Origin of the sequence: Runella rosea, assembly GCF_003325355.1 — a bacterium.
In the GTDB taxonomy this organism is placed as follows: domain Bacteria; phylum Bacteroidota; class Bacteroidia; order Cytophagales; family Spirosomataceae; genus Runella; species Runella rosea.
Map to the genome: position 1 here is coordinate 4,420,281 of NZ_CP030850.1, position 20,290 is coordinate 4,440,570.

Below are 20,290 nucleotides of genomic sequence, written 5' to 3' on the forward strand. Positions count from 1 at the left end.
GGGATTAATGAATAACTTTCATGGTGTGGCGACGACCCACTTCACGTTTGATAAGCAAAAACTCGCGGCTGCTTTGTCCAGCAATGGATTTATTTTCTTCGGCACGACGGAACAAATACGGCATAACCGTCTCAACAGGCCCATAAGGCACGTATTTGGCTACGTTATAGCCTGCATTGGCCAAATTGTAGGAAATATTGTCACTCATTCCGAGCAACTGCGCAAACCATACGTGCGGGTCGTTGTGCGGAATGTTGAGTTTTTGCATTAATTCGATACAGTAAAAACAACTGCTTTCGTTATGGGTACCCAAACAAATCGAAATTACGTCACGATTTTCGAGGGCAAACAAAATGGATTTGTTGTAGTCGGAGTCGGTGTCTTCTTTGGTAGCGTGGATTGGGTCTTGGTATTCGCTTTCGTAGGCGCGTTGGCGTTCTTTTTCGAAATAGGCACCTCTTACCAATTTAGCTCCTAAAAAATACCCATCTACTTTTGCTTCGTGAGTGGCTTTTTTCAGATTTTCCAGCATATCGCGGCGGTACATCTGGAATGTATTGTAGACGATGGGCTTTTTGGTGTTGTATTTTTGCATTGCCTTGTAAGCCAGTTGGTCAATTACGTCTTGAATCCAGCTTTCTTCAGCATCGACAAAAATTTTGACATCTAGGTCATGGGCTTTTTGGCATAATTGGTCCACACGTACTTTGAGGCGTTCAAAAGCAGCCTGCTCGTTGGAAGTAAGGGGCTCTCCCGCCTGAATTTTCTCCATTAGAGGGGTTGAACCAATACCCGTTACCTTAAAAACAGAAAAAGGAATCCCTTCGGTTTGGCTCGCTTTTTCGATAGTTAGCAGAATTTCGCTAGCAGTTTTATCAAAACTCTGCTCATTGTCTTCCCCCTCGACAGAATAGTCTAAAATTGTTCCAATTTTAGATTTTGCCAAATTATTTATGGTTTTGTTGCACTCTTTAATGTCTTCACCTCCACAAAATTGGCCAAACAAAGTTGCTTTTATGAGGTTTTTGACGGGGAGTCGTAACAAAAGCGCGAGTTTTATAAAAAAAGTTCCTAATTTTACAAGCCAAGGTTGATTCATTAATGCAAATAGCCAGTAAGTTTTCTTTAACTGGAAATTTGACTTTGATGAGAATGCAACCGAAGTGTCATCAAATGAAACCCCTACTTGGGGCGAAGCAACACTTATAGACATAATTTTAACGTGTGTTTGTTGTTATAACAATAAAACAAATGCAAAATTACAAAAGTTGTCCTTAGCTATCAAATTGTTAATATCAGATTGTTGTACTTAATTAATTTTTTTAATTTTTCTCGATTATGAGTGCCACCTTAGAAATTTTACCGATGAGTTCGTGGGTTGATACGGGAGGGAAACCACTCGTCATTGCAGGCCCATGCAGTGCCGAAACTGAAGAGCAGGTTTGGGAAACCGCGACCCAGATCAAAGCTTTAGGATATGCTAACGTACTGCGCGCGGGCGTGTGGAAGCCGCGTACCCGTCCTGGAAGCTTTGAAGGAATGGGCGAGGCTGCGTTGCCTTGGCTTGCTGCCGTAAAAAAAGAAACAGGTTTGCCGATTGCCGTTGAAGTAGCTACTCCTCAGCACGTTGAACTTGCCCTTAAATACGGAATTGATATTTTATGGATTGGAGCCCGTACCACCGTTAACCCGTTCAATGTTCAAGATTTGGCGGATGCGTTGCAAGGGGTAGATGTGCCAGTGTTGATCAAAAACCCAGTCAATCCAGATTTAGCATTGTGGATTGGAGCATTTGAGCGTATTAACCGTGCTGGTATCAAAAAACTCGGAGCTATTCACCGTGGATTTTCGAATGCCCAAGAAACAAAATACCGCAACTCTCCCATGTGGAACATTGCCATCGAACTCAAAACGATGTTTCCAGAGTTGCCGATGATTGGTGACCCTAGCCACATGGCTGGAAAACGTGCGTATTTGTTCGAAATCGCCCAACGGGCGTTGGATTTAAACTACGATGGGCTCATCATTGAGTCACACTGCAACCCCGACAAAGCTTGGTCGGATGCGGCTCAACAATTGACGCCAGCTGCCTTGGGCGAAATGCTGCACGAACTTCACGTGCGTAAGCCTGAGTATGGCACAGATTATATCAATCAGTTGGAACAACTGCGCAGTAAACTCGATAATCTTGACCGTGAATTGTTAGAGATTTTGGGTACACGGATGTCGTTGGTGGAGCAATTGGGTGAATATAAGCGTGATAACAACGTGGCCGTTTTACAAATGGATCGTTGGAGACAACTTCGTAAAAACCGCGCCGATTTGGGTAAACAAATGAATTTGTACCCTGATTTTGTGGAAGAGTTGTTTGAACTGATTCACATGGCTTCTATCCGTAAGCAAACAGAAGTAATGAACTCTACGCCAGCTGCTTAATTTCGGCTTAGGCATGATTATACCACGAGGCCGCCCCAATTGGGCGGCCTTTTTTATTTCTTAGAAAAATTAGAACTACGTTTTTTTGGGGGCGGGGTTGTCGTTGTTGACTTCCAATCGATACCCGACGCCGTGTACCGCCGCGATTTTTAGCGAAGTATCTTCTTGAAGCAACTTCCGCAGGCGCGACACAAAAACATCAATGCTGCGTCCTACCGTAACACCTTCATCTTCCCAAACGGATTTAAGAATGAAATCTCGTTCCAAAACCTGATTTTGGTATTTGATGAACAAGTGCAGCAATTTAGCTTCTCGGAAAGTAAGATTGTGTTGTGTATGGGAAGTATACAACATTTGATTGTCCAAGTCCATGCTTGATTCACCGAAACGAATTCGGGTAGATTTTTCAATCGGCTTTTCATCAGGTGTTTCAATAAGCGGAGCGAGGGGCGTTTTTCTTCGAGAAAGTACAACATACGAAACGCCAATAAAGGCAATTCCCAACCCCAAAGTCCACCAAACAGGGTTGGACTTTGGGTTGTTTGCGGTAGCCAAGAAAGTTATTTTTACATTATAACAATCTATGACTTGGTCGCGCCCGACGCAGGCTACTTCCTTGCTTTTGGAGTAATCGAGAAAGTTATAGCCCAATTGTACCTCGTTTGTTTTGCAGTCCATGACCGTTACATCGTAGTTGTTTTTGATACCATGAAGGTCGAATGATTCCTGCAATAAGGAAGGTAACTGGTTGTAATCGAACGATTTGCTTAATTGAAGCACAAATGTACCCTCCTCTAATTTTTTAACCGCAGGAATATGGGAAGTGGAATCGCCGCTTGCCAACAACAGGCGGTGGCCTGTGCGGCGAAGCGCGAGGTTCGTCTTTTCTTCAAATCGTTGCGAGTTAGTGGCATCAGTGTCAGGAGTTATCCAGGCAAACTGCCCAAACAGTAAGCTGATCACTAAAAACGAAGCCACGATTGCCAATTTACCTGCCATGATTTCCATAAGTTCTTTATCAAATTTAGCAGAAATAGCTTAATGGTCGAATCTTTCTATTGAGTTATTTCTACGAAGTTAGAGGTTAAATCGTTGTATTTTATGTCGATGACAAAACTTCCGCCGGTGATTTTGCTATTGGCAGATTGGGTCAGCATTCCTGATAAAAACTGCAAGGTTCCTTCGTGGCCATTACTTCCAACTGCATAATTTCCTTTTCCCAAAATCGTGCTTTCTTTGACGGATAAATCCGCTTTTCACTGCGAATAGGCAGAAAAATGGATTAATAAAGTGAGGATAAATAGTTTTTTCATTTATTCCGAAAAGTTAGTAAAGGTTTTGCCATTATAACGGCTCAAACCAAAGCCCCTTGTGCCAAACCAAATGTTTCCGTTTTTGTCTTCTAAAATACTTTTAACAGAATCGTTGATTAGCCCGTCTTTTGTAGTAAAATTTTTGAAAGTTTTTCCATCATAAGAAAACACGCCATTCTTATCTGTAGCAAGCCAAATATTTCCCTTTTTATCTTCTAAAATTGAAGATATTCCATAACTTACAAAGCCTTCCTTTTCTCCAAAACTTGTAAAGGTTTTCCCATCATAACGGCAGGCTCCGTGCCTTCTGGTGGCAAACCAAATATTTCCTGCTTTATCTTCGGTGGCAGAGAAAATCATATCATCTGTGATATGGTCTTTCGATGGAGAATAGAAGGTACTTGAAAGATAATCGGAAGTATTCTGTGGATAATTGTGGTTTCTTTGGTCTTGGTTTGTTTTATAATAGTTTGCAGATGGAAGAAAGCTCTTAAAAGATTTTCCGTCATATCTCCATACACCACCGCCATTCCAGGAACTAAACCAAATATTCCCATTTTTATCTTGTATAATATCACTGATATATTTCTCGTGCCTATCACCATAGAATGGATGCTCATACTTATAAAGAAAATTTGAAACATTTGTTCCATCATACCGATAAATTCCTTTATTTATCACGCCAAACCAAATGTTGCCCTCTCGGTCTTCTAAAAGGCTGGTGATTCCAAATTTAGTCAAACTATCTGATTTGAAATATTTACTAAATTTTCCCCCATCATACTTACAGATTCCACTTTTAGTGCCGAACAAAATATTTCCTGTTCTATCTTCTATTATTGCACTCACATCATTGCTACTCAGTCCATCTTTCGTTGTAAAATTGGTAAATGACTTCCCGTCGAAGCGATAAACACCTTCGCCAGACGTGCTGAACCAGAGGTTTCCTGCTTTATCCTGCAATTCACAACCCACATTCCCAGATACGACACCCTGTGTACGTATCATTTTCGGCGGACTGTTCGTGATCGTTTTTGGCGCACTTAAATCATCTTTTGACAAATTAGTTTTCACCTGTCCGTTGCAGACCATTATACCTACAAACAAAAGTAGGAATGTGTAGATTTGAGTTGGTAAATAATGCTTTTTCATTTTTTTGTCAATTATTTTAGTTCGTGTTCTATTCAGAAAAACTGGTAAAGGTTTTTCCGACTGCCCGTCTGGGATCGTAGCGGCACAAGCCAGTGTTTCTTGTGCCTACCCAAATATTGCCCGATTTATCTTCAAGAATTGACCATACATCATTATTGATTAACCCATCTTTTGTGGTAAAACAAGTAAAGGTTTGTCCAACTGCCCGATTGGGATCGTAACGACAAATTCCACGACCACCACCTCCAAACCAAAGATTACCTTTTTTGTCTTCTATAATTCGGGTAACAGGATTATTAGATAAACCATCCATTTTTGTAAATGACTTGCCATCATAGCGGTAAGCTCCGCTCCAATTGCTGAACCAAATGTCTCCTTTTTTGTCTTGCAAAACAGGCCAAGCCCAACTGTCACCATTTGGTTTAAGATTGGTCATAGATTTACCAACTGCCCGTTTGGGATCATAACGATACACACCTTCATTACCTCGCCCACCAAACCAAAAGTGGCCTGCTTTATCTTCTAAAATGTATTCCACGTTATTGTTACTGTTCCGATAGCCACCTGCTCCCTCACTAATTATAAATGGAGTAAAGGTTTGGCCATCTGCTCGTCTGGGATCGTAGATATAAACACCGTCAATTGTTGCGAACCATAGTTTTCCGCTTTTGTCCTGCATTATACTGAATACATCATGCGTGTTTTGAAACTTGTTCGCAGGCATTTTTTTCCGTAAAGGAATCCGGATTTCAGCAAATGTTTTACCATCGTAAAGAACAAGCCCCGCTTCAGTGCCTATCCAAATTTTACCATCTTTATCTTCCAATATATGGTTAACCGAATTACTGTTAAGCCCATTTTTCGCTGTGATTTGGGTGAATGATCTCCCATCATATTTATAAACGCCATCGCCTGTCGTGCCGAACCAAATGTTACCCGCTTTGTCTTGCAAACCGCAATGAACATTGTCGCCAGGGTTTGTACTTTGTGATTTAATCAGGCTCAACTGACCTGATTTTAAGCTGGTTTTCATTTGCCCATAGCCAGAAGAGGCCAATAAGGCCAACCCTTGCCATAAAATGAAAAGATATTTTATTGGTTTCATTTTATGTGTTTTGTATTCTGTCGTCTCGATTTGCTTATACTACCAAGGGCCTTTCTTTTTAACTTGATAAAAGCGTTTGCCATCAAAGCGATAGAGCCCTTGCCCCGTACCCCACCACATATTTCCTGACCTGTCCTGATACATACTTTGAACGCAGCAGTTTAAGCCGTCGGCAGGTGTAAACACAGTAAATGCTTGGGGATTGGGCAAGGGAATGGAAGGGTCAAATCTCGTAGTGGCGCCTCGGGCGGTAATCCAAATGATACCCGACTGTTCAATAATGAGTCCCCAAAACTCCGTTCCGCCTAATCCGTCTTTGGCGGTGTAGTCGGTGAACGTTTTTCCATCATACTTGCAAATGCCGTTTTTCATGGTAAACCACATATTCCCGTCCTTATCCTCTGCTATGCCTCCGGCATAGTTTTCCCCCAAACCTTCCTTTTCATTGAAGTTTACAATCGTTTTTCCGACTGCCCGTCTGGGATCATACCGAAAGACACCTTTATCAGACGAGGCAAACCAGATGTTGCCGGCTTTGTCCTCCATAATGCCTGACACATTTATCGGAGGAAGCTGTTGAAATAAGGAAAAACTTTTATCGCCCTTGCCATCAGCCGTTGGGTTATATTGATAAACGCCGCCGTGGGTGCCTACCCAAACGGTACCCGACTTGTCAACAAGGATGCTTTTGCGACTTATATCAATATGGTTTAGCCCATCTTTTTGACTATAATTTTTAAAGCTTTTTCCGACTGCCCGTCTGGGATCATACCTGTACACGCCTTGATCGGTACCAAACCACATATTGCCATCTTTATCTTCATTGATAGCATAAACAGTTTGGTTATAGAAACCATCCGGATTGGAAAAGTAGGTCAAGGTTTTTTCATCATACCGCACTACGCCTTCGCCTAAGGAACCAAACCATAAATTTCCTTTCGAATCCTGAAAAATACTTCGGAAGTATTGACTGACTAAGGTAGTGTCAAAATCGGGAGACAAGCCAACGGCTTTAAAGTTTTTGATAACTGTTGGGCTTGGTTTTGATGCCTTAGTCGTCTCCTTTGGCTGACCATTGCAGGAATTTATAATCAACCCCACTAAAAGCCAGAGGTAAATTGGATGGTGAAACTCATGTTTTGTCATTTTTCTCTGTTTTTTGGCTGTAAAAATGTTCGTAAAAAGCACTTATTTCTGACCGGCTGCACTTTTAAAGTCCGTTAGGGTCTTTCCATCATAACGGTAACGGTTAGCTCCAATCCAAATACTTCCATCATTGGCCCATAACATCCCAAAAGGCAGATTCCTAGGCCCTTCATATTTTGTCTTTATTACTGTTACATGCGGCTTTTTATCAGACAATGACTGTTCATCATAACGGAAAATAGGCCCACCTATACTGGTCAAAACGTTTCCCTTTTTATCTTCGATTATAACGCCAGCGCCAACCTGATCGATTTGAGTAAAGGAACTGCCGTCATAGCGCCAAAGACCATCGGCGCCGAACCAGATATTGTCTTTTTTGTCTTTAATCATAGACCATACGTTCCTGAAAGTTTTGCCATCTTTATCGGTGAGAGTGGTAAATGATTTTCCATCATAAACGGAAATATCACCCCGTGATCCAAACCAAATTTTGCCTGTTTTGTCTTCAACAATAGCGTGAACATCATTATTGGACAGTCCATCCGCAGTTGTAAAATTTCGAAACGATTTACCAACTGCCCGTCTGGGATCATAGCGGCTTACACCACCTGCAGTGCCAAGCCAAATAATGCCGGCTTTATCTTCATAAATAGGCATAACAGAATTATCGGCAAGTCCGTCTTTTGTTGTAAAATGTTGAAAGGATTTTCCGTCTGTCCGTCTGGGATCGTAATAAAAAACACCTGAGCCATACGTGCCGAACCAAAAATTTCCCTTACTATCTTCAAAAACAGAAAAAAAAGGCTCTGAGACCAGTTGGCCTGTGATTTTGGTAAACGATTTTCCATCTCTGGGATCGTATCGAAAAACACCATCGCTCGCTGCAAACCAAATATTCCCATTTCTATCTTGCTCGATATCCCAAATGTTAGAAGTGAGTGTGTCTGTGGTTTCAGACTTGATATTATCTTTTGATGTGTTTGTTTGGTCTTGTCCATAGGATGTGTGAAAAACAAACATCAAGAACAAAACATACACGTGTGCGTATTTCATAATTTATTTACTTAGCAACGGCCTTTGCGAGGTGTACGTTTAAAAATTACTTTACCATCTAGCTCTACATATTCGCCTGATACTATTGGATAGGCATACTTGGGCGCGTGCGAAACGCTATGGCTTCTTATAATTATTTTGTCGTTAACTTTCAGGCTATGCAATTGCTCAAGTTGAGACTTTTCTGGCTCAAATTTTACAATATAATCGTCACCATTAATCCTTACCATCACTCCGAAACCTAATCTTGAGCCCAGTGGGAGAGAAAGAGAGGTTACAACAGCCTCCATATTGGTAAAAGCACTTATATGCTTTCTTATTTTAGCTTCACCTGCATACACTTTTTTACCTGCGGGAGACGCTTCCCATTTTTTGAACATTACACCATCAGGGGTAGCCTCCCATTTTTTCAATGCAGATTTCCTTTCAGCATCAGAGAGAGGAACGCCGCCCGACGGCTTTGGGGTTGATTTTTTAGAAGTTTCATTTTTGATTTCGCGATTAGCAAATACCGCTCCGCCTACCACAACCAGCGGTAATAGCAGCGTATAAATGATTTTTTTCATGTTTTTTACAGGTTTAAATTTCATGGCTGTTCATTTCTTCCAAAATGATAAAAGAGAATTTAGCAACCGTCGCCGCTTTTTTGTTTTGCCAACAACGGGCCTAAGATCATGTACATTAGGTCAATTTTTGCAAGTTTAATAACGCGCTTGGCCTTTGCATCACTTTTCTGAGCGGGTTCGATGATGAGTTCATCGCCAAAATGGGCTAATGCTAGAATATGGGCTATTTCTACTTCGTATAATTCTCGCGTATCAGAAGATAGCCCCTTGTTGACAACCTGTCCTTCGTGTTTAAGATAAACTTTAAAGGGAACTCTTGTGGCATCTGATGAACTGGGATTTCCTTTGACTAACGCCAATACGCCTTTAGTTCCTTTCCAAAAAGTGCTGTAATCCAAGGGTTTTCCGTTCAGCACCAACGGGTTTCCATAAAAGTAGTTTTCTCCGCCTTTGGAAAAGGTAGTGGTGCCAACCATGAATAAAATCAGGACAATAGCTAGTCGGTAGGTGTTAGTGTATCTCATTGTTTTGGTAGTTTAAATAATTACTTGATTAGAATCTCATTGTGCGGCAACGCATATTGTTTTTCTAAGGTAAGCAGCACGATAGAATCACCTTTCTTGCATTTTGCCAACACCTTTTGAATTTCAATTTTTCGGAAATCGTCGCCAGAAAACATCGTCAGCGTTCGCGTGTTTTCGTCACGAATGGCAATTTTGAACGAGACGATATCAACGGCTTTGCTTTCATTGGAAGATAGCTCGGCTGTTGCTACCGTCAGCTCGCCTCGGGCTGTTAAGGGTAAACTGCATTTGCCTTTTGGAGTGTATTCATCCACCACCATTTTATTGTTTAAAAAAGCGGCGGAACAAACTTGCTGACCGTGGCTTACGAGTGCGAGGCCAGAAAGAAGGAGACCTCCCATTAGTGCTTTTACTGTTTTCATTTTTGTTGGTTGTTTTTGGCTTTACTTTGATGTAAGCAAAAGTAGGAGGCCGAAACCAACAAAAAGAAAAACGCCCGTAAAAGAATGTAAACGAAATGTAAAAGTTTGTTATTCGGAGCGTAACGACTGGGTTGGGTTCATTAAAGCGACTTTAAACGTCTGAAAACCAACCAAAAAAACGATGATAATTCCAAAACTCAGAACGACTGCGGCAAACGAAAGCCCACTGACCTCAATGCGGTAAGCGTAGTTTTGGAGCCATTGGTTCATGGCCATCAGTAGCAACGGAAAAGAGATGAAAGCTGCAATGCCGATGACAATCAAAAATTCCTTCAAAAACAGCAGCACCAACCCTACTCCCGAAGCGCCCAATACCTTGCGAATACCCAATTCTTTGGTACGCCGTGCTACGCTCAACGACACCATCCCGATAACCCCCAATAAGACAATAATGATTGCCAAAGCGGTTGCCAATTGAGCCGCTTTTTTGAGTCTTACTTCCGATTGGTACAAATTCTGAAGCATTTCATCCAAAAAAGTAAACTCAAACGGCGCTCCAGGCAATAGTTTATTCCACTTTTTTTCGAGTGCCGCAACCGATTTATTTAAGGACGATGATTGAATTTTGAAGGACAAATAACGGTAATTGTTGAGCGTATTGAGGTGAATAAACGCCAGAGGGCCAATGTTTTGACGCATGGATTCAAAATGAAAATCATCGGTTACGCCAGCCACGGTAAAGGTTTGTGGGAAGCTCTGCAACCTCACTTGCTGTCCGATTGCCGCCGCAGACGTGGCAAAGTTGAGCATTTTGGCCGCTTTGGCGTTCAGTACAATGAGGTTGGGGGCTACAGCCTGTTGGGATTCCTGAAAAAATACGCCGTTGCGTACGGGGATTTGGTAAGTACGTGCGTAATGTTCGTCCGTTTGTAAAACAGGGACAAAGACCGCTTGAGTGGAGTCCTGCCCCGCGCGGAAAAGACCCGTTTGAAATCCCGTTTTTCCGTTTGGAATTTCAAACGAAAGGCTGGCTTCGCGCACGTCGGGCAGGCGCATCATTTCTTTGCGGATGGTTTCCATTTTTTCAACGCCCTTCACCGACCAGTCGCGCGGAACGGGCGCCCAAACGATGGATTCTTTGGAATAACCCAAGTCTTTTTCGAAGAAATAGTTGACTTGTCGGGCAATGACCACGGCCGCCCCAAACACAAACAGCGCAATGGCAAACTGCCCAGTCATTAACGAATAGCGCAAAAGGCTTTTTTCCTTAACGGTTTTTAATTTTCCTTTCATCGAATCAATGGAAGGCAACGCCGACAGCACGAAGGCCGGATACGCCCCGGCAATCAGCCCGACAAAAAGCCCTAAAAGAATCGCACTGCCTAAAAACGTCGGAAGCGCACTGAAAATAGAACGGAGTTCTTTCTCAAGAATTTCGGCAAAAAACGACCGTGTACCTTCGTATAAAACCAAAGATAAAAGCGTGCTAAAAGAGGCAATCAGGATTGATTCGGTTAAAAACTGCCCTATCACCTGCCCTTTTTTGCTACCCAATACTTTCCGAATGCCGATTTCTTTTAGTCGGCTCGAAGAGCTGCCGATGGAAATATTGACAAAGTTAACCACCGCCATAAACACAATAAACAGAGCCACTAAGCCGAGCGTAAGGAGTGTTTTGTTGACCAAGCCATTGTTGCTTTCCCGGTGGAGCGAGCTCAGGGGTTTGAGCATTACTTCAAGGTTTTCTTTGACCTGAGCTGAAGCATGGGTAGAGATGAGTTGGGCAATGGGTTTTTGTAAATCAATGGGGCGTATCCCCTTTTTCAGTTCTATATAATTGGCTACATAGGCGTTGTCCCACACCGTCATGGCGGCATCGCGGCCAAAAAATGCCAGACTGCTCATCGGCAGCAACACTGGAATGTCGGTACTAACATAATGGGTGATAGAGTTGAAGGAAATCGGGGCCAGTACGGCCGTAATCATAAAATCCTTACGTTCTCTCGTAAAAGATTCGATTTGAATGGTTTGGCCAATAACATCCGTTTTTCCGAAGTACTTGAGGGCCATTTTATCTGATAGTACTACCGAGTTGGGTTGATTCAGCGCCGTGCGGGCATCTCCGTGCAGCAGCGGAAACCCGTACATGGTCAGCAGTGTAGAATCACCGATTTGAATATCTTCCCTAAAATGTTTGTCGCCTTTAGAAATTGTAGTGGAAACCCCATCAAAACGGTAATAATTTTCAATCAAATTGGGGTATTGCTCTTTCAGGGTTTTGGCCAACGGTGCTAAGGAGGTAATTTCTATGCCCATGTTGGGCTGCTTCCACTTGCTTTGGATAATGTATTGATTATCAATATTTCGTAAATCGGCATTGACCTGCCATTCGTCCCATACGTAGCTGCCAATCAGCAATGTAAACGTCAGCCCCACCGATAGCCCCAAAATGTTGATGAGGGTGTAAATTTTGTTTTTGCGCAGGTGGCGCCAACCGATTTTGAAGTAGTTTTGGAGCATGGTTTTGTACGTTTAAAATGGCCTTGCAAGGTACGTACAAAACATTTTTGGGGTTTGTTAAAAAACCTTAATTGTAGGGGTGGGCTTTACGTCCGTCCTCTTGTTTACAAGCCGGGCAGACGTGAAGCTGGGCAGACGTAAAGCTGGGCAGACGTAAAGCCGGGCAGACGTGAAGCCTGCCCCTACCTTGACGGGGGGGTAATTACTTTTTACACTCCCCCTTTGAAACAATGGCAATACCTACCCGGCCTGCTTCGCAGGAGTTTCCATAAGTTTTGCCGTTGCACCCGCAAACTGGGTCATATAGGGTATAACAGGCCATTCCGTTGTCTGGTTTTTCCACACATTCACTGGCTACTTCTTCTTTTTGACAACCCGCCAAGGCCGCAATCAAAACGGCAGCAAATACTTTTTTCATGGGATTTTGGAATTATTTAAATCTATGTCATTAGCGTATTATGCGTATTTCTGAAATCTCAATTTCGTCCATTTCGTTGGTTTTTCCCCAGCCGCATTTAACGGTTTGTTTTTTGCCCGTAAGCGTGTATTTCATCTCTACATCAACCGAATACACCCCGTACTGGGCAGTGGCAGCCTGAATGATGGAATTTACTTTTTCCTTCGACGAATCGCTCGGTAAGTAAGAAACCATTTCATCTTTCAGGTCAACTGTAAAGTGCCAGTCGCAGCCATCAACCGCCAGCGCGTTCACTAGTTTAGCCTTGGTAATTGTCGTTTCCTGAGGCTGAACTTTGGAGCAAGAGCTAAAAGTGATTGCCAGTAGCAAAATATTGAGAAAAGTAATCGGTTTCATGTTCGTTGGTTTTTAGCTAGGACGAAATTGGAGAATAAAAAGTTGTAATCCGAAGAAAGAAAGCCGCCAATGGATAATTTCTCTAAAAAAAAATCCAAGCTTGATTTCTGAGAAATCAAGCTTGGATTGGAATGGGTAGAATTTCTCTTTTAGCCTTATTCGGAGCGCAAAGAAGTGGTCGGATTGGTTAGCGCCGCACGAATGGCTTGAAAACTAACGGTCAAAAATGCAATCGCGATAGCGATAAAGGCCGTGAGGGCAAATACCCACCACTGAATTGGGGTACGATAAGCAAAATCGGATAACCACTGACTCATGAGCCACCACGCCGACGGCGACGCAATGAGAATGGCAACGCCGACCATTTTGAGAAAATCGAACGATAACAGTGTCATAATGCTCATGACCGACGCCCCCAACACTTTGCGCACACCGATTTCTTTGGTGCGTTGCGATATGACCATGATAGCAATGGCAAACAGCCCCAAGCAGGATAAAATAATGGCCAAGGTGGCGGCGCTGAAAAATATCTGAGAGATGCGTTCTTCCTTTTGGTATTGTTTATTGGTGTTTTCGTCCAAAAATGAACCCAGAAATTCAGATTTGGGGGCCACTTCGTTGTACGTTTTTCGCAATAAGCCAATCGTCTCATCCACGTGGTCGGGGGCAATTTTGACGAAAATATAATTGATGGGAAAACCATTCATAAAAAAGGAAACGGCTTCAATTTCGCGGTGTAGCGATTCAAAATGAAAGTCTTTGACCACACCGATGACTTTGTGTTTTTCTTCGGTATTGAGCGTCACGCCAATCGGGTTTTTTACGCCCAATTGTTTGGCCATTGTTTCATTGATGACGGAGGCGCCTGCGGTATCGGTGGCGAATGCTTCCGAAAAATCCCGTCCATCAATCAGCTTCAGGTCGAGGGTTTTTACGTATTCATAATCTGCCGTCCGCATGTTGGTTTTAATGCTTTTGCCATTTTGTTCAAAACTCAAGACCGACTTAGAAAAAGAGCCGTCTTGCCCGCGTCCTAGATTGACATCGGAGCCTGTCATGCTCAAGATGCGCGGCTGATTGGCCAATCGAGTGCGAAAATGTTGCAAAAGACGTTTGCCCGAGATTTCATGCCCAATCGGAATGCTGTATACTTGGGTAGTGTTAAATCCTAACGGTTTGGAACGCAGGTACTTGATTTGGGTCCAGACAATCATCGTACAAGCAATCAGCAGGACTGACATCGTAAACTGGAAGATAATGAGCATGTTGCGAATACCCCCCGAGCTGCCGCTTACTTTAATTTTTCCTTTCAATACCTCCACCGTATTGAACCGTGTTACGGCCCAAGCGGGATAACCACCCGCAATCAGCGTAATGAGGACAAAACACAAGAAAATAATACCGACTAAAGCAGGCGTTTTTAGCATATCAAGCGAGAGGGTCGTGCGGAAAATGGCATTATATTGGGGGATAAACAGATAGGCCAAAACGATTCCTGTCCCAAAAGCGGCCACGCAAATCAGAAAAGCTTCTCCCCAAAACTGCCCCACAATTTGAGACTTAAACGCCCCGAGTGCCTTGCGCATACCTACTTCTTTGGCGCGGGTAAACGATTTCGCGATGGATAAGTTAATAAAATTGATGGCCGCAATCAGCAAAATCACGATACCGACAATGAGTAGCGTATAGGGATATATTTTGTTAATGGCTTGTCCGCGCCCACCTACTTTGGTGTCAAAATGGCTATCGGCCAATCCCATAATTCTGGTGCTGATGATTTCGCCTCGGGCATCGGGTTTAGCTCCTTCTTTTTTCAGTTGCTCGATGTTGCCTTTGTAATATTTGGCCGTGAAAGGTTTCAGGCGATTTTCAAAAGCGGCCAACGATGTTTTTTCGTCAAGTTTAAGATAAAGTGCGTGTTGAACGTTGTCCCATCGGTCTTTATTGAGACTATAATCACTGACATTTTCGATACGAACCAGTATTTCATTGTCAATGCTGGTATTTTCTGGGCCTTTTTCCAGAATACCCGTCACCAAAAATGATTGCTCTTTGTTGTCATGATTGATGGTGAGGGTTTTCCCCATCGGGTCTTGGTCCCCAAAAATATTCTTTGCGATGTCTTCGCGCAACACTACATTGCTTAAATCCTTCAGTGCAGTATTGGGGTCGCCTTTCAACAATTTATATCCAAAAACCTGAAAGTATTCCGGGTCGGTGAATATAATAACTTCGTTGATAAGCTTGTCACTTTTCAGCAATTGCGCATTTCCAGTCAGGATACGTGCCGCTAGTTTCACTTCTGGGTATTCTGCTTTCAGGGCAGCGCGCATGGGTAGAGGCATGTTGTTGCCGTATTGTTCACCCTGTGGCTCGATTACTTTCTGGTAAACGCGGTATACAGCACTATTTTCCTCGTGAAATTGGTCAAATGTTAATAATCCGAATGCTGTCAAAAGCAATAGGGTACTGATGCCGAATGCTACCGAAAGGCCTATCAGATTAATAAAGAGGTAGGTCTTGTTTTTCCACAAGTTGCGGAAAGCGATTTTGAGGTAATTGCGTATCATGGTTGTTAGATTAAAACAAAAAATTCGTAGGGGCAGGCCTTGCGTCTGCCCGCCTTGCGTCTGCCCGCCTTGCGTCTGCCCGCCTTGCGTCTCGTCTGCCCGCCTTGCGTCTGCCCGCCTTGCGTCTGCCCGCCTTGCGTCTGCCCGCCTTGCGTCTGCCCGCCTTGCGTCTGCCCGCCTTGCGTCTGCTCTGTATTTTGGCGACATGGGGTATGCCTTGCGTCGAAAATGTTTATTTGGGCTCTATATCTTGTCGATATTGGGCAGACGTAAAGCCTGCCCCTACGGCAGGATGTTAATTTGCCCCCGTCAAAATTTGTCGTTGTTTGATTAAATCTTCTTTTTTTACGAACGTAATAGGTACGAATTCATCTGTGGGTGCGCCTATATAATAGAGCGTCCAGTCTTGATCGTACTTGGAAAGAATGTGACGAAGGCAATCTGCCCGGTCAACGGTCGGAATACCGCAATCCTCCCAGTAGAAAAGCTCTACACGATAGTGCAGCGCCTGTTTTTGGCCATTGATAGTGACTTCGATTTCGATGTCCTGCTTCCCCAATTGGGTCGGAATTGGAATTGCAATATGTGCCATGTGTTTAAAGGTTTAATAAGGAGTATAAAAAAGGAGATAACAGCAAAGTCTCTTTTTTTCGAACAAACGTAATCGGAATGAATTGCTCCGTGGGCGAACCCATATAATAAAGCGTCCAATCTTTGTCATACTCAGAAAGGATATGGCGCAAGCATTCAGCGCGGTCAACGGTTGGCATACCGCACTCATTCCAATAAAATAACTCAACACGGTAGTGCAGTGCCTGCCGTTGACCATTGATGGAAACCTCCACTTCAATGTCCTGTTTTCCGATTTGAGAAGGAATTGGAATCGCAATGTGTGCCATACGTTATGAATATAATAGGAATTTTAAAATGGCTGTTTTTACAATAGCTCAAACCTTGTACCAAATAGTGAATATCGCTGATTGACAGTGTTTTGCGTGTAGAGGAAAAATGAATAATTGTCCGAATATGGACACTGTTTGTTCGTTGATGGACAGCGGACAAACAGTGTAAATCATATGGGTGAAGATACCGCCGTTTGATTATTCTGAACGGAGTGCTTTGACGGGATTGGCAATGGCAGAGCGGTACGTTTGAAGACCGATGGTCAGGCCGCCGATGAGAAACAAGAGCGCAAGACAAGGCCCAAAGGTTTCGATACCAATGGAAACATGGTACGAGAAATTGAGTAAAATAGCCATGCCCGCGAGGTACCCCAACGGAATCGCAACGGCCGAGGCAATGAGCAACAACCGTACAAAATCCCAGGATAGGCTCCAAATAATTTGGTGAACAGCGGCCCCCATTACTTTCCGGATACCTACTTCTTTGGTGCGGGTTTCGGTATTATATGTCACCATTCCCAGCAAACCCATGCAGGCAATGGAAAACGCAATGGCCGTCAAAACACCCAGAAAATTATTATCATCGTCGTGAGAATGGCGCTCCAGAAGGTAATCGTTGTACCACTGCCCAGCAAACGGTTCGTAAGGATACAGTTGTTTCCAAACTTTCTCAATCGCGGCCAGAGAAGTGGCAGCGGTACCAGTGGCCACTTTTACGTTCAGGTACTGAAATCGTTCGGGCTGGTACTGAAGCAGCAATGGTTTTAAGGCCCAAACAAAACTGGCATAATTGAAATTTTTCACCACACCCGCAACACTGACCTCACGGTTGTCGCTCAATATAATTGTTTTGCCAAGGGCCTCTTTGGCCGTTCCCAACCCGAAACCTTTAAGCGCTTCTTCGTTGATAATGACCCGATTTTTGGAGGCGTCGATGGGCCTAAAGTTCTGCCCCGCCAGCAGTTTTAACCCCAAAGCGGGTATCAATTGATGGTTGATGGAAAAGCAGTCAATCAGTATTGAGTCGGTTTTGCTGCGTTGACGGTACGCCCATTGGGTATCCTGTGGGTGCGAGCCAAATAAATCGGAAGTTGTCGCTACCTGCGTAACGCCCGCCTGCTGATGAAGGGCATTTACTAATTTATCAGCAGATTGGCCGGGCAGAATAGGAATTGTCAAAACCTGTTCGCGCACAAAACCGTAATCTCCTTCTGCCATGTAGGTCTGCTGACGATCTAGTACATACAGCGTAATCATGGCTAACAAAGACACCGAAAATTGCACCACAATCAGCGATTTTCGCAACGAAATCCCCCGAATAACCTTCAGGCCAGTGTGGCTGCGGAGTACTTGAGCTGGTTCAAAATTGGAAAGAATACGGGCAGGAACCCATCCTGCCAGCAGGCCCGCTACAATACTGAAAACCACAAACAACAGACCCGTTTCCCAGCCCCACTTTACGCCACCAATGAGCCAACGCTGTACAAATTCCATCGGCTCAATCATTTTTAGCCCCACAAAAGCCAACGCTAATCCCAACAAAGACAAAATCACCGATTCGGCCATAAACTGCGCCATCACCTGCCAGCGTAGCCCGCCGACCACTTTGCGAATGCCTACTTCCCGCGCCCGGCTCAGCGAACGGGCCAGTGTAAGGTTGATGTAATTGAAAACGGCCAGTAAAAGGGTCAGTAAACCCACGCCCATTTCTGTGGCCAATTTGCCGTAGGTCGGTTCGTAGGTGCCGCGCATCAACTCTTCATGCGAGGGCGCAATGGCCGATAGCGCCTGAGCGCGAAAGTGGTAGGAGTTGATTTTAGCATTTTGAATAATTTTGGTCGTACGAGATGCCACCGACGCGAGACTTTTCTCGAATGTCTCCTGCGTTACACCTGGCTTGAGCAGAATGTACGTATAGCCTTCCTGGTGGTTTTTCCAGTCGGTGAGGGCTTCACTTTTTAGGCTTTGGGCCGAAAGCAGCAGGTCAAACCTCTGGTGCGACCTTCCGGGCGTGGTGTTGTCAATGATGCCAGTCACGGTAAATGCCCCAGCTTCACCATATTGAATCACTTTCCCGATTGGGTTGGCTTTTCCGAAAAACTTCTCGGCCATACTCTTAGTAATGACTGCCGTGTGCGGTGCAGTCGCTGCTGTGCCTGAAATAATCGGGTAACCAAAAACCCTGAAAAAATCCGCATCTACCCAAAAGGTCATGGGCTGTAGGCGTTTGCGTCCGTCGTCAAACTCGCCGTAGGCACGTATAAAATGCGTAGCACCTTCGACAAAATCATAGTCTTTTTTTAGTACATCGGCCAATGGCAACGGTGCTGTGGCAAAAGCCATCCGGTCGTTGGTTTTGCTGACTACATCCGTCAGCAGCCGATACGTGCGTTCGGGATGCGGATGGAAATTGTCGTAATCAAAAGAGCCTTTGATGTCAATCAGTGCCAATAGACAAATCATCATTCCCGACGCCAGCCCAAAGATGTTGATGAACGAAAATAGCTTGTATTTTCGAAGATTACGAAAGGCGATTTTGAAGTAGTTGTAGAGCATATCGGGTAACTGCTAAATGAACTTTTTCTGATTGATGCTTTTATTCGCTCAAACCTCGTACCAAGAAATTAATGCATTGATTATTAGTGGTTTGTTGAATGGAAAAGGCGTTTGTTTGTCCGATTTTGGACATGTCTGTGCGGTTATGGACAACCGTAAATGGGGTTTGTAAAGCTATCGAAGAATCAATTCGACGCGGCGGTTTTGGGCACGCTCCGTTTCATTGGCATTGGACGTGAGCGGCCGCGTGCCGCCGTAACCTTGAGCCGTAATTCGATCTTCTGCAATTCCTTTTTCAATAATATAATGACGAACTACCTTGGCGCGATTTTCAGACAAGGCCAGATTCAGGCGTGGGTCGCCGACGTTGTCGGTGTGGCCGACAATTTCTACCGTCAGGTTAGGATTCTTAGTTAAATAATCAGCCAATTTATCCAATTCTGGATAAGAACTTGGAAGTAGATTGTAGCTACTCTGCTCAAAAGTAACGTTGTTCAAAACCATTGGCTGCCCTTTTTCGGGGGGGAAACCCACTTTCTCAACAGCGTCTTTGGGTAGCTCAGGGGTTTTGATGGGGGGCGTATTGACCTCCCTTTTTAGGGGCAAAGAAGTGGGTGATTTAGAGGTTTTAGGGCTTGGTTTCAGCGTTGATTTAACCACAATAGGGGGCAAATCTGTTTCTGGTTTATCGGGGACGACAACGGGTTTTGGAATCGATGCTCCAGCTTTGTATAAAAAGCTGGTTTGGATAGGTTGCGGTTCCAACGCATTGGGCATTTGCCAATAAATCTGCACTTCGCCTTCCAGCATCGCGTTGAAGTATTCGATTTTTAAATCATAGAATTTTCCTCCTTCAAGTTTTACATTTCCCCGAAAACTGCCCGAATCGTGCAAGCCCCACGCGTCCATGATTAGTTTTCCGCCGACCCATATTCGAACGCCATCATCTACTTTGGCCGAAAACTGATACACGCCCGTGGTGGGAGGATGTAATTTGCCCGTCCACCGTACGGAATAATAACTGTTGTCCATGTTAGGCCCAGGATTGCGGCCACGCCACGAAAAATTGATCTGAGGATCGACGCGGGTAAATACCTTGCGTTCAAAATTTTGTCCATTGTAGTACTCTCCTTGCAAGCCGTGCTGCGCCCGTAGTTGCATTGCCAGCAAGGCAAGGCTTAAAAATAATATCGTTTTCATGCTGTTTTCTT

General features: G+C 44.0%; 20 protein-coding genes. 2 read left to right on the plus strand and 18 right to left on the minus strand.

Going from position 1 to position 20,290, the window contains the following annotated elements; all coding sequences use genetic code 11:
* Positions 1 to 4: 4 nt before the first annotated feature.
* On the minus strand, positions 5 to 1,213 hold the full coding sequence (locus DR864_RS18520) for a proline dehydrogenase family protein (RefSeq protein ID WP_114068357.1): 1,209 nt from the start codon (positions 1,211 to 1,213) through the stop codon (positions 5 to 7).
* A 125-nt stretch (positions 1,214 to 1,338) separates the two neighbouring features.
* On the opposite strand from DR864_RS18520, the gene DR864_RS18525 reads away from it, so the two are divergent.
* Positions 1,339 to 2,436 carry a chorismate mutase gene (locus tag DR864_RS18525; protein ID WP_114068358.1) on the plus strand — a complete coding sequence of 366 codons (1,098 nt, stop codon included), beginning with the start codon at positions 1,339 to 1,341 and terminating at the stop codon, positions 2,434 to 2,436.
* A gap of 75 nt (positions 2,437 to 2,511) precedes the next feature.
* Here the strand turns inward: DR864_RS18525 and DR864_RS18530 are convergent, their stop codons facing one another.
* The 13 genes from DR864_RS18530 to DR864_RS18585 all read right to left on the minus strand — a co-directional run bounded on the left by DR864_RS18530 (position 2,512) and on the right by DR864_RS18585 (position 15,621).
* Positions 2,512 to 3,444: a winged helix-turn-helix domain-containing protein gene (locus tag DR864_RS18530; RefSeq protein ID WP_229599414.1), complete on the minus strand. Its 933-nt coding sequence runs from the start codon at positions 3,442 to 3,444 to the stop codon at positions 2,512 to 2,514.
* Positions 3,445 to 3,491: 47 nt separating this feature from the next.
* Entirely contained in the window at positions 3,492 to 3,659 is a 168-nt protein-coding gene (locus DR864_RS29880) for a hypothetical protein (RefSeq protein ID WP_162793942.1), read from the minus strand.
* A 90-nt stretch (positions 3,660 to 3,749) separates the two neighbouring features.
* Entirely contained in the window at positions 3,750 to 4,901 is a 1,152-nt protein-coding gene (locus DR864_RS18535; RefSeq protein WP_114068359.1) for a ligand-binding sensor domain-containing protein, read from the minus strand.
* Positions 4,902 to 4,929: 28 nt separating this feature from the next.
* On the minus strand, positions 4,930 to 6,006 hold the full coding sequence (locus tag DR864_RS18540) for a ligand-binding sensor domain-containing protein (protein WP_114068360.1): 1,077 nt from the start codon (positions 6,004 to 6,006) through the stop codon (positions 4,930 to 4,932).
* Between the two features lie 39 nt (positions 6,007 to 6,045).
* On the minus strand, positions 6,046 to 7,152 hold the full coding sequence (locus DR864_RS18545; protein WP_114070361.1) for a ligand-binding sensor domain-containing protein: 1,107 nt from the start codon (positions 7,150 to 7,152) through the stop codon (positions 6,046 to 6,048).
* Positions 7,153 to 7,194: 42 nt separating this feature from the next.
* Positions 7,195 to 8,205: a ligand-binding sensor domain-containing protein gene (locus DR864_RS18550; protein ID WP_114068361.1), complete on the minus strand. Its 1,011-nt coding sequence runs from the start codon at positions 8,203 to 8,205 to the stop codon at positions 7,195 to 7,197.
* Between the two features lie 11 nt (positions 8,206 to 8,216).
* Positions 8,217 to 8,771 (minus strand): hypothetical protein, encoded by a 555-nt coding sequence (locus DR864_RS18555; protein ID WP_114070362.1) that lies wholly within the window; start codon positions 8,769 to 8,771, stop codon positions 8,217 to 8,219.
* Positions 8,772 to 8,830: 59 nt separating this feature from the next.
* The gene (locus tag DR864_RS18560) at positions 8,831 to 9,295 is read right to left on the minus strand and encodes a hypothetical protein (RefSeq protein WP_162793944.1); all 465 of its coding nucleotides are present in this window, start codon (positions 9,293 to 9,295) and stop codon (positions 8,831 to 8,833) included.
* 20 nt (positions 9,296 to 9,315) lie between these two features.
* On the minus strand, positions 9,316 to 9,717 hold the full coding sequence (locus DR864_RS18565) for a hypothetical protein (RefSeq protein WP_114068363.1): 402 nt from the start codon (positions 9,715 to 9,717) through the stop codon (positions 9,316 to 9,318).
* Positions 9,718 to 9,825: 108 nt separating this feature from the next.
* On the minus strand, positions 9,826 to 12,237 hold the full coding sequence (locus DR864_RS18570) for an ABC transporter permease (RefSeq protein WP_114068364.1): 2,412 nt from the start codon (positions 12,235 to 12,237) through the stop codon (positions 9,826 to 9,828).
* A 202-nt stretch (positions 12,238 to 12,439) separates the two neighbouring features.
* Entirely contained in the window at positions 12,440 to 12,655 is a 216-nt protein-coding gene (locus DR864_RS18575; protein WP_114068365.1) for a Kazal-type serine protease inhibitor family protein, read from the minus strand.
* 30 nt (positions 12,656 to 12,685) lie between these two features.
* Positions 12,686 to 13,051: a hypothetical protein gene (locus DR864_RS18580; protein WP_114068366.1), complete on the minus strand. Its 366-nt coding sequence runs from the start codon at positions 13,049 to 13,051 to the stop codon at positions 12,686 to 12,688.
* A 155-nt stretch (positions 13,052 to 13,206) separates the two neighbouring features.
* Positions 13,207 to 15,621 carry an ABC transporter permease gene (locus tag DR864_RS18585; protein ID WP_114068367.1) on the minus strand — a complete coding sequence of 805 codons (2,415 nt, stop codon included), beginning with the start codon at positions 15,619 to 15,621 and terminating at the stop codon, positions 13,207 to 13,209.
* Positions 15,622 to 15,725: 104 nt separating this feature from the next.
* On the opposite strand from DR864_RS18585, the gene DR864_RS29885 reads away from it, so the two are divergent.
* The gene (locus DR864_RS29885) at positions 15,726 to 15,920 is read left to right on the plus strand and encodes a hypothetical protein (protein ID WP_162793946.1); all 195 of its coding nucleotides are present in this window, start codon (positions 15,726 to 15,728) and stop codon (positions 15,918 to 15,920) included.
* Here DR864_RS29885 and DR864_RS18590 read toward each other — a convergent pair.
* From DR864_RS18590 to DR864_RS18605, 4 genes are all read right to left on the minus strand, one after another.
* Complete coding sequence (locus DR864_RS18590; protein WP_114068368.1) at positions 15,917 to 16,213, minus strand: hypothetical protein; 297 nt, start codon at positions 16,211 to 16,213, stop codon at positions 15,917 to 15,919. The genes DR864_RS29885 and DR864_RS18590 overlap by 4 nt on opposite strands.
* Before the next feature lie 4 nt (positions 16,214 to 16,217).
* Positions 16,218 to 16,520, minus strand: coding sequence for a hypothetical protein (locus tag DR864_RS18595; protein WP_114068369.1), 303 nt, complete (start codon positions 16,518 to 16,520; stop codon positions 16,218 to 16,220).
* 201 nt (positions 16,521 to 16,721) lie between these two features.
* Positions 16,722 to 19,079 carry an ABC transporter permease gene (locus DR864_RS18600; RefSeq protein WP_114068370.1) on the minus strand — a complete coding sequence of 786 codons (2,358 nt, stop codon included), beginning with the start codon at positions 19,077 to 19,079 and terminating at the stop codon, positions 16,722 to 16,724.
* Between the two features lie 174 nt (positions 19,080 to 19,253).
* Positions 19,254 to 20,279, minus strand: coding sequence for a PA14 domain-containing protein (locus DR864_RS18605; RefSeq protein ID WP_114068371.1), 1,026 nt, complete (start codon positions 20,277 to 20,279; stop codon positions 19,254 to 19,256).
* Positions 20,280 to 20,290 lie beyond the last annotated feature (11 nt).

What these genes read in the sequence shown, in the direction of transcription:
- DR864_RS18520 (WP_114068357.1), bottom strand. Translation starts at nt 1,213, where the DNA reads ATGTCTATAAGTGTTGCTTCGCCCCAAGTAGGGGTTTCATTTGATGAC.
- DR864_RS18580 (WP_114068366.1), bottom strand. Translation starts at nt 13,051, where the DNA reads ATGAAACCGATTACTTTTCTCAATATTTTGCTACTGGCAATCACTTTT.
- DR864_RS18550 (WP_114068361.1), bottom strand. Translation starts at nt 8,205, where the DNA reads ATGAAATACGCACACGTGTATGTTTTGTTCTTGATGTTTGTTTTTCAC.
- DR864_RS18555 (WP_114070362.1), bottom strand. Translation starts at nt 8,771, where the DNA reads ATGAAAAAAATCATTTATACGCTGCTATTACCGCTGGTTGTGGTAGGC.
- DR864_RS18530 (WP_229599414.1), bottom strand. Translation starts at nt 3,444, where the DNA reads ATGGAAATCATGGCAGGTAAATTGGCAATCGTGGCTTCGTTTTTAGTG.
- DR864_RS18585 (WP_114068367.1), bottom strand. Translation starts at nt 15,621, where the DNA reads ATGATACGCAATTACCTCAAAATCGCTTTCCGCAACTTGTGGAAAAAC.
- DR864_RS18565 (WP_114068363.1), bottom strand. Translation starts at nt 9,717, where the DNA reads ATGAAAACAGTAAAAGCACTAATGGGAGGTCTCCTTCTTTCTGGCCTC.
- DR864_RS18535 (WP_114068359.1), bottom strand. Translation starts at nt 4,901, where the DNA reads ATGAAAAAGCATTATTTACCAACTCAAATCTACACATTCCTACTTTTG.
- DR864_RS18525 (WP_114068358.1), top strand. Translation starts at nt 1,339, where the DNA reads ATGAGTGCCACCTTAGAAATTTTACCGATGAGTTCGTGGGTTGATACG.
- DR864_RS18595 (WP_114068369.1), bottom strand. Translation starts at nt 16,520, where the DNA reads ATGGCACACATTGCGATTCCAATTCCTTCTCAAATCGGAAAACAGGAC.
- DR864_RS18540 (WP_114068360.1), bottom strand. Translation starts at nt 6,006, where the DNA reads ATGAAACCAATAAAATATCTTTTCATTTTATGGCAAGGGTTGGCCTTA.
- DR864_RS18590 (WP_114068368.1), bottom strand. Translation starts at nt 16,213, where the DNA reads ATGGCACATATTGCAATTCCAATTCCGACCCAATTGGGGAAGCAGGAC.
- DR864_RS18545 (WP_114070361.1), bottom strand. Translation starts at nt 7,152, where the DNA reads ATGACAAAACATGAGTTTCACCATCCAATTTACCTCTGGCTTTTAGTG.
- DR864_RS18560 (WP_162793944.1), bottom strand. Translation starts at nt 9,295, where the DNA reads ATGAGATACACTAACACCTACCGACTAGCTATTGTCCTGATTTTATTC.
- DR864_RS18570 (WP_114068364.1), bottom strand. Translation starts at nt 12,237, where the DNA reads ATGCTCCAAAACTACTTCAAAATCGGTTGGCGCCACCTGCGCAAAAAC.
- DR864_RS18575 (WP_114068365.1), bottom strand. Translation starts at nt 12,655, where the DNA reads ATGAAAAAAGTATTTGCTGCCGTTTTGATTGCGGCCTTGGCGGGTTGT.
- DR864_RS18600 (WP_114068370.1), bottom strand. Translation starts at nt 19,079, where the DNA reads ATGCTCTACAACTACTTCAAAATCGCCTTTCGTAATCTTCGAAAATAC.
- DR864_RS18605 (WP_114068371.1), bottom strand. Translation starts at nt 20,279, where the DNA reads ATGAAAACGATATTATTTTTAAGCCTTGCCTTGCTGGCAATGCAACTA.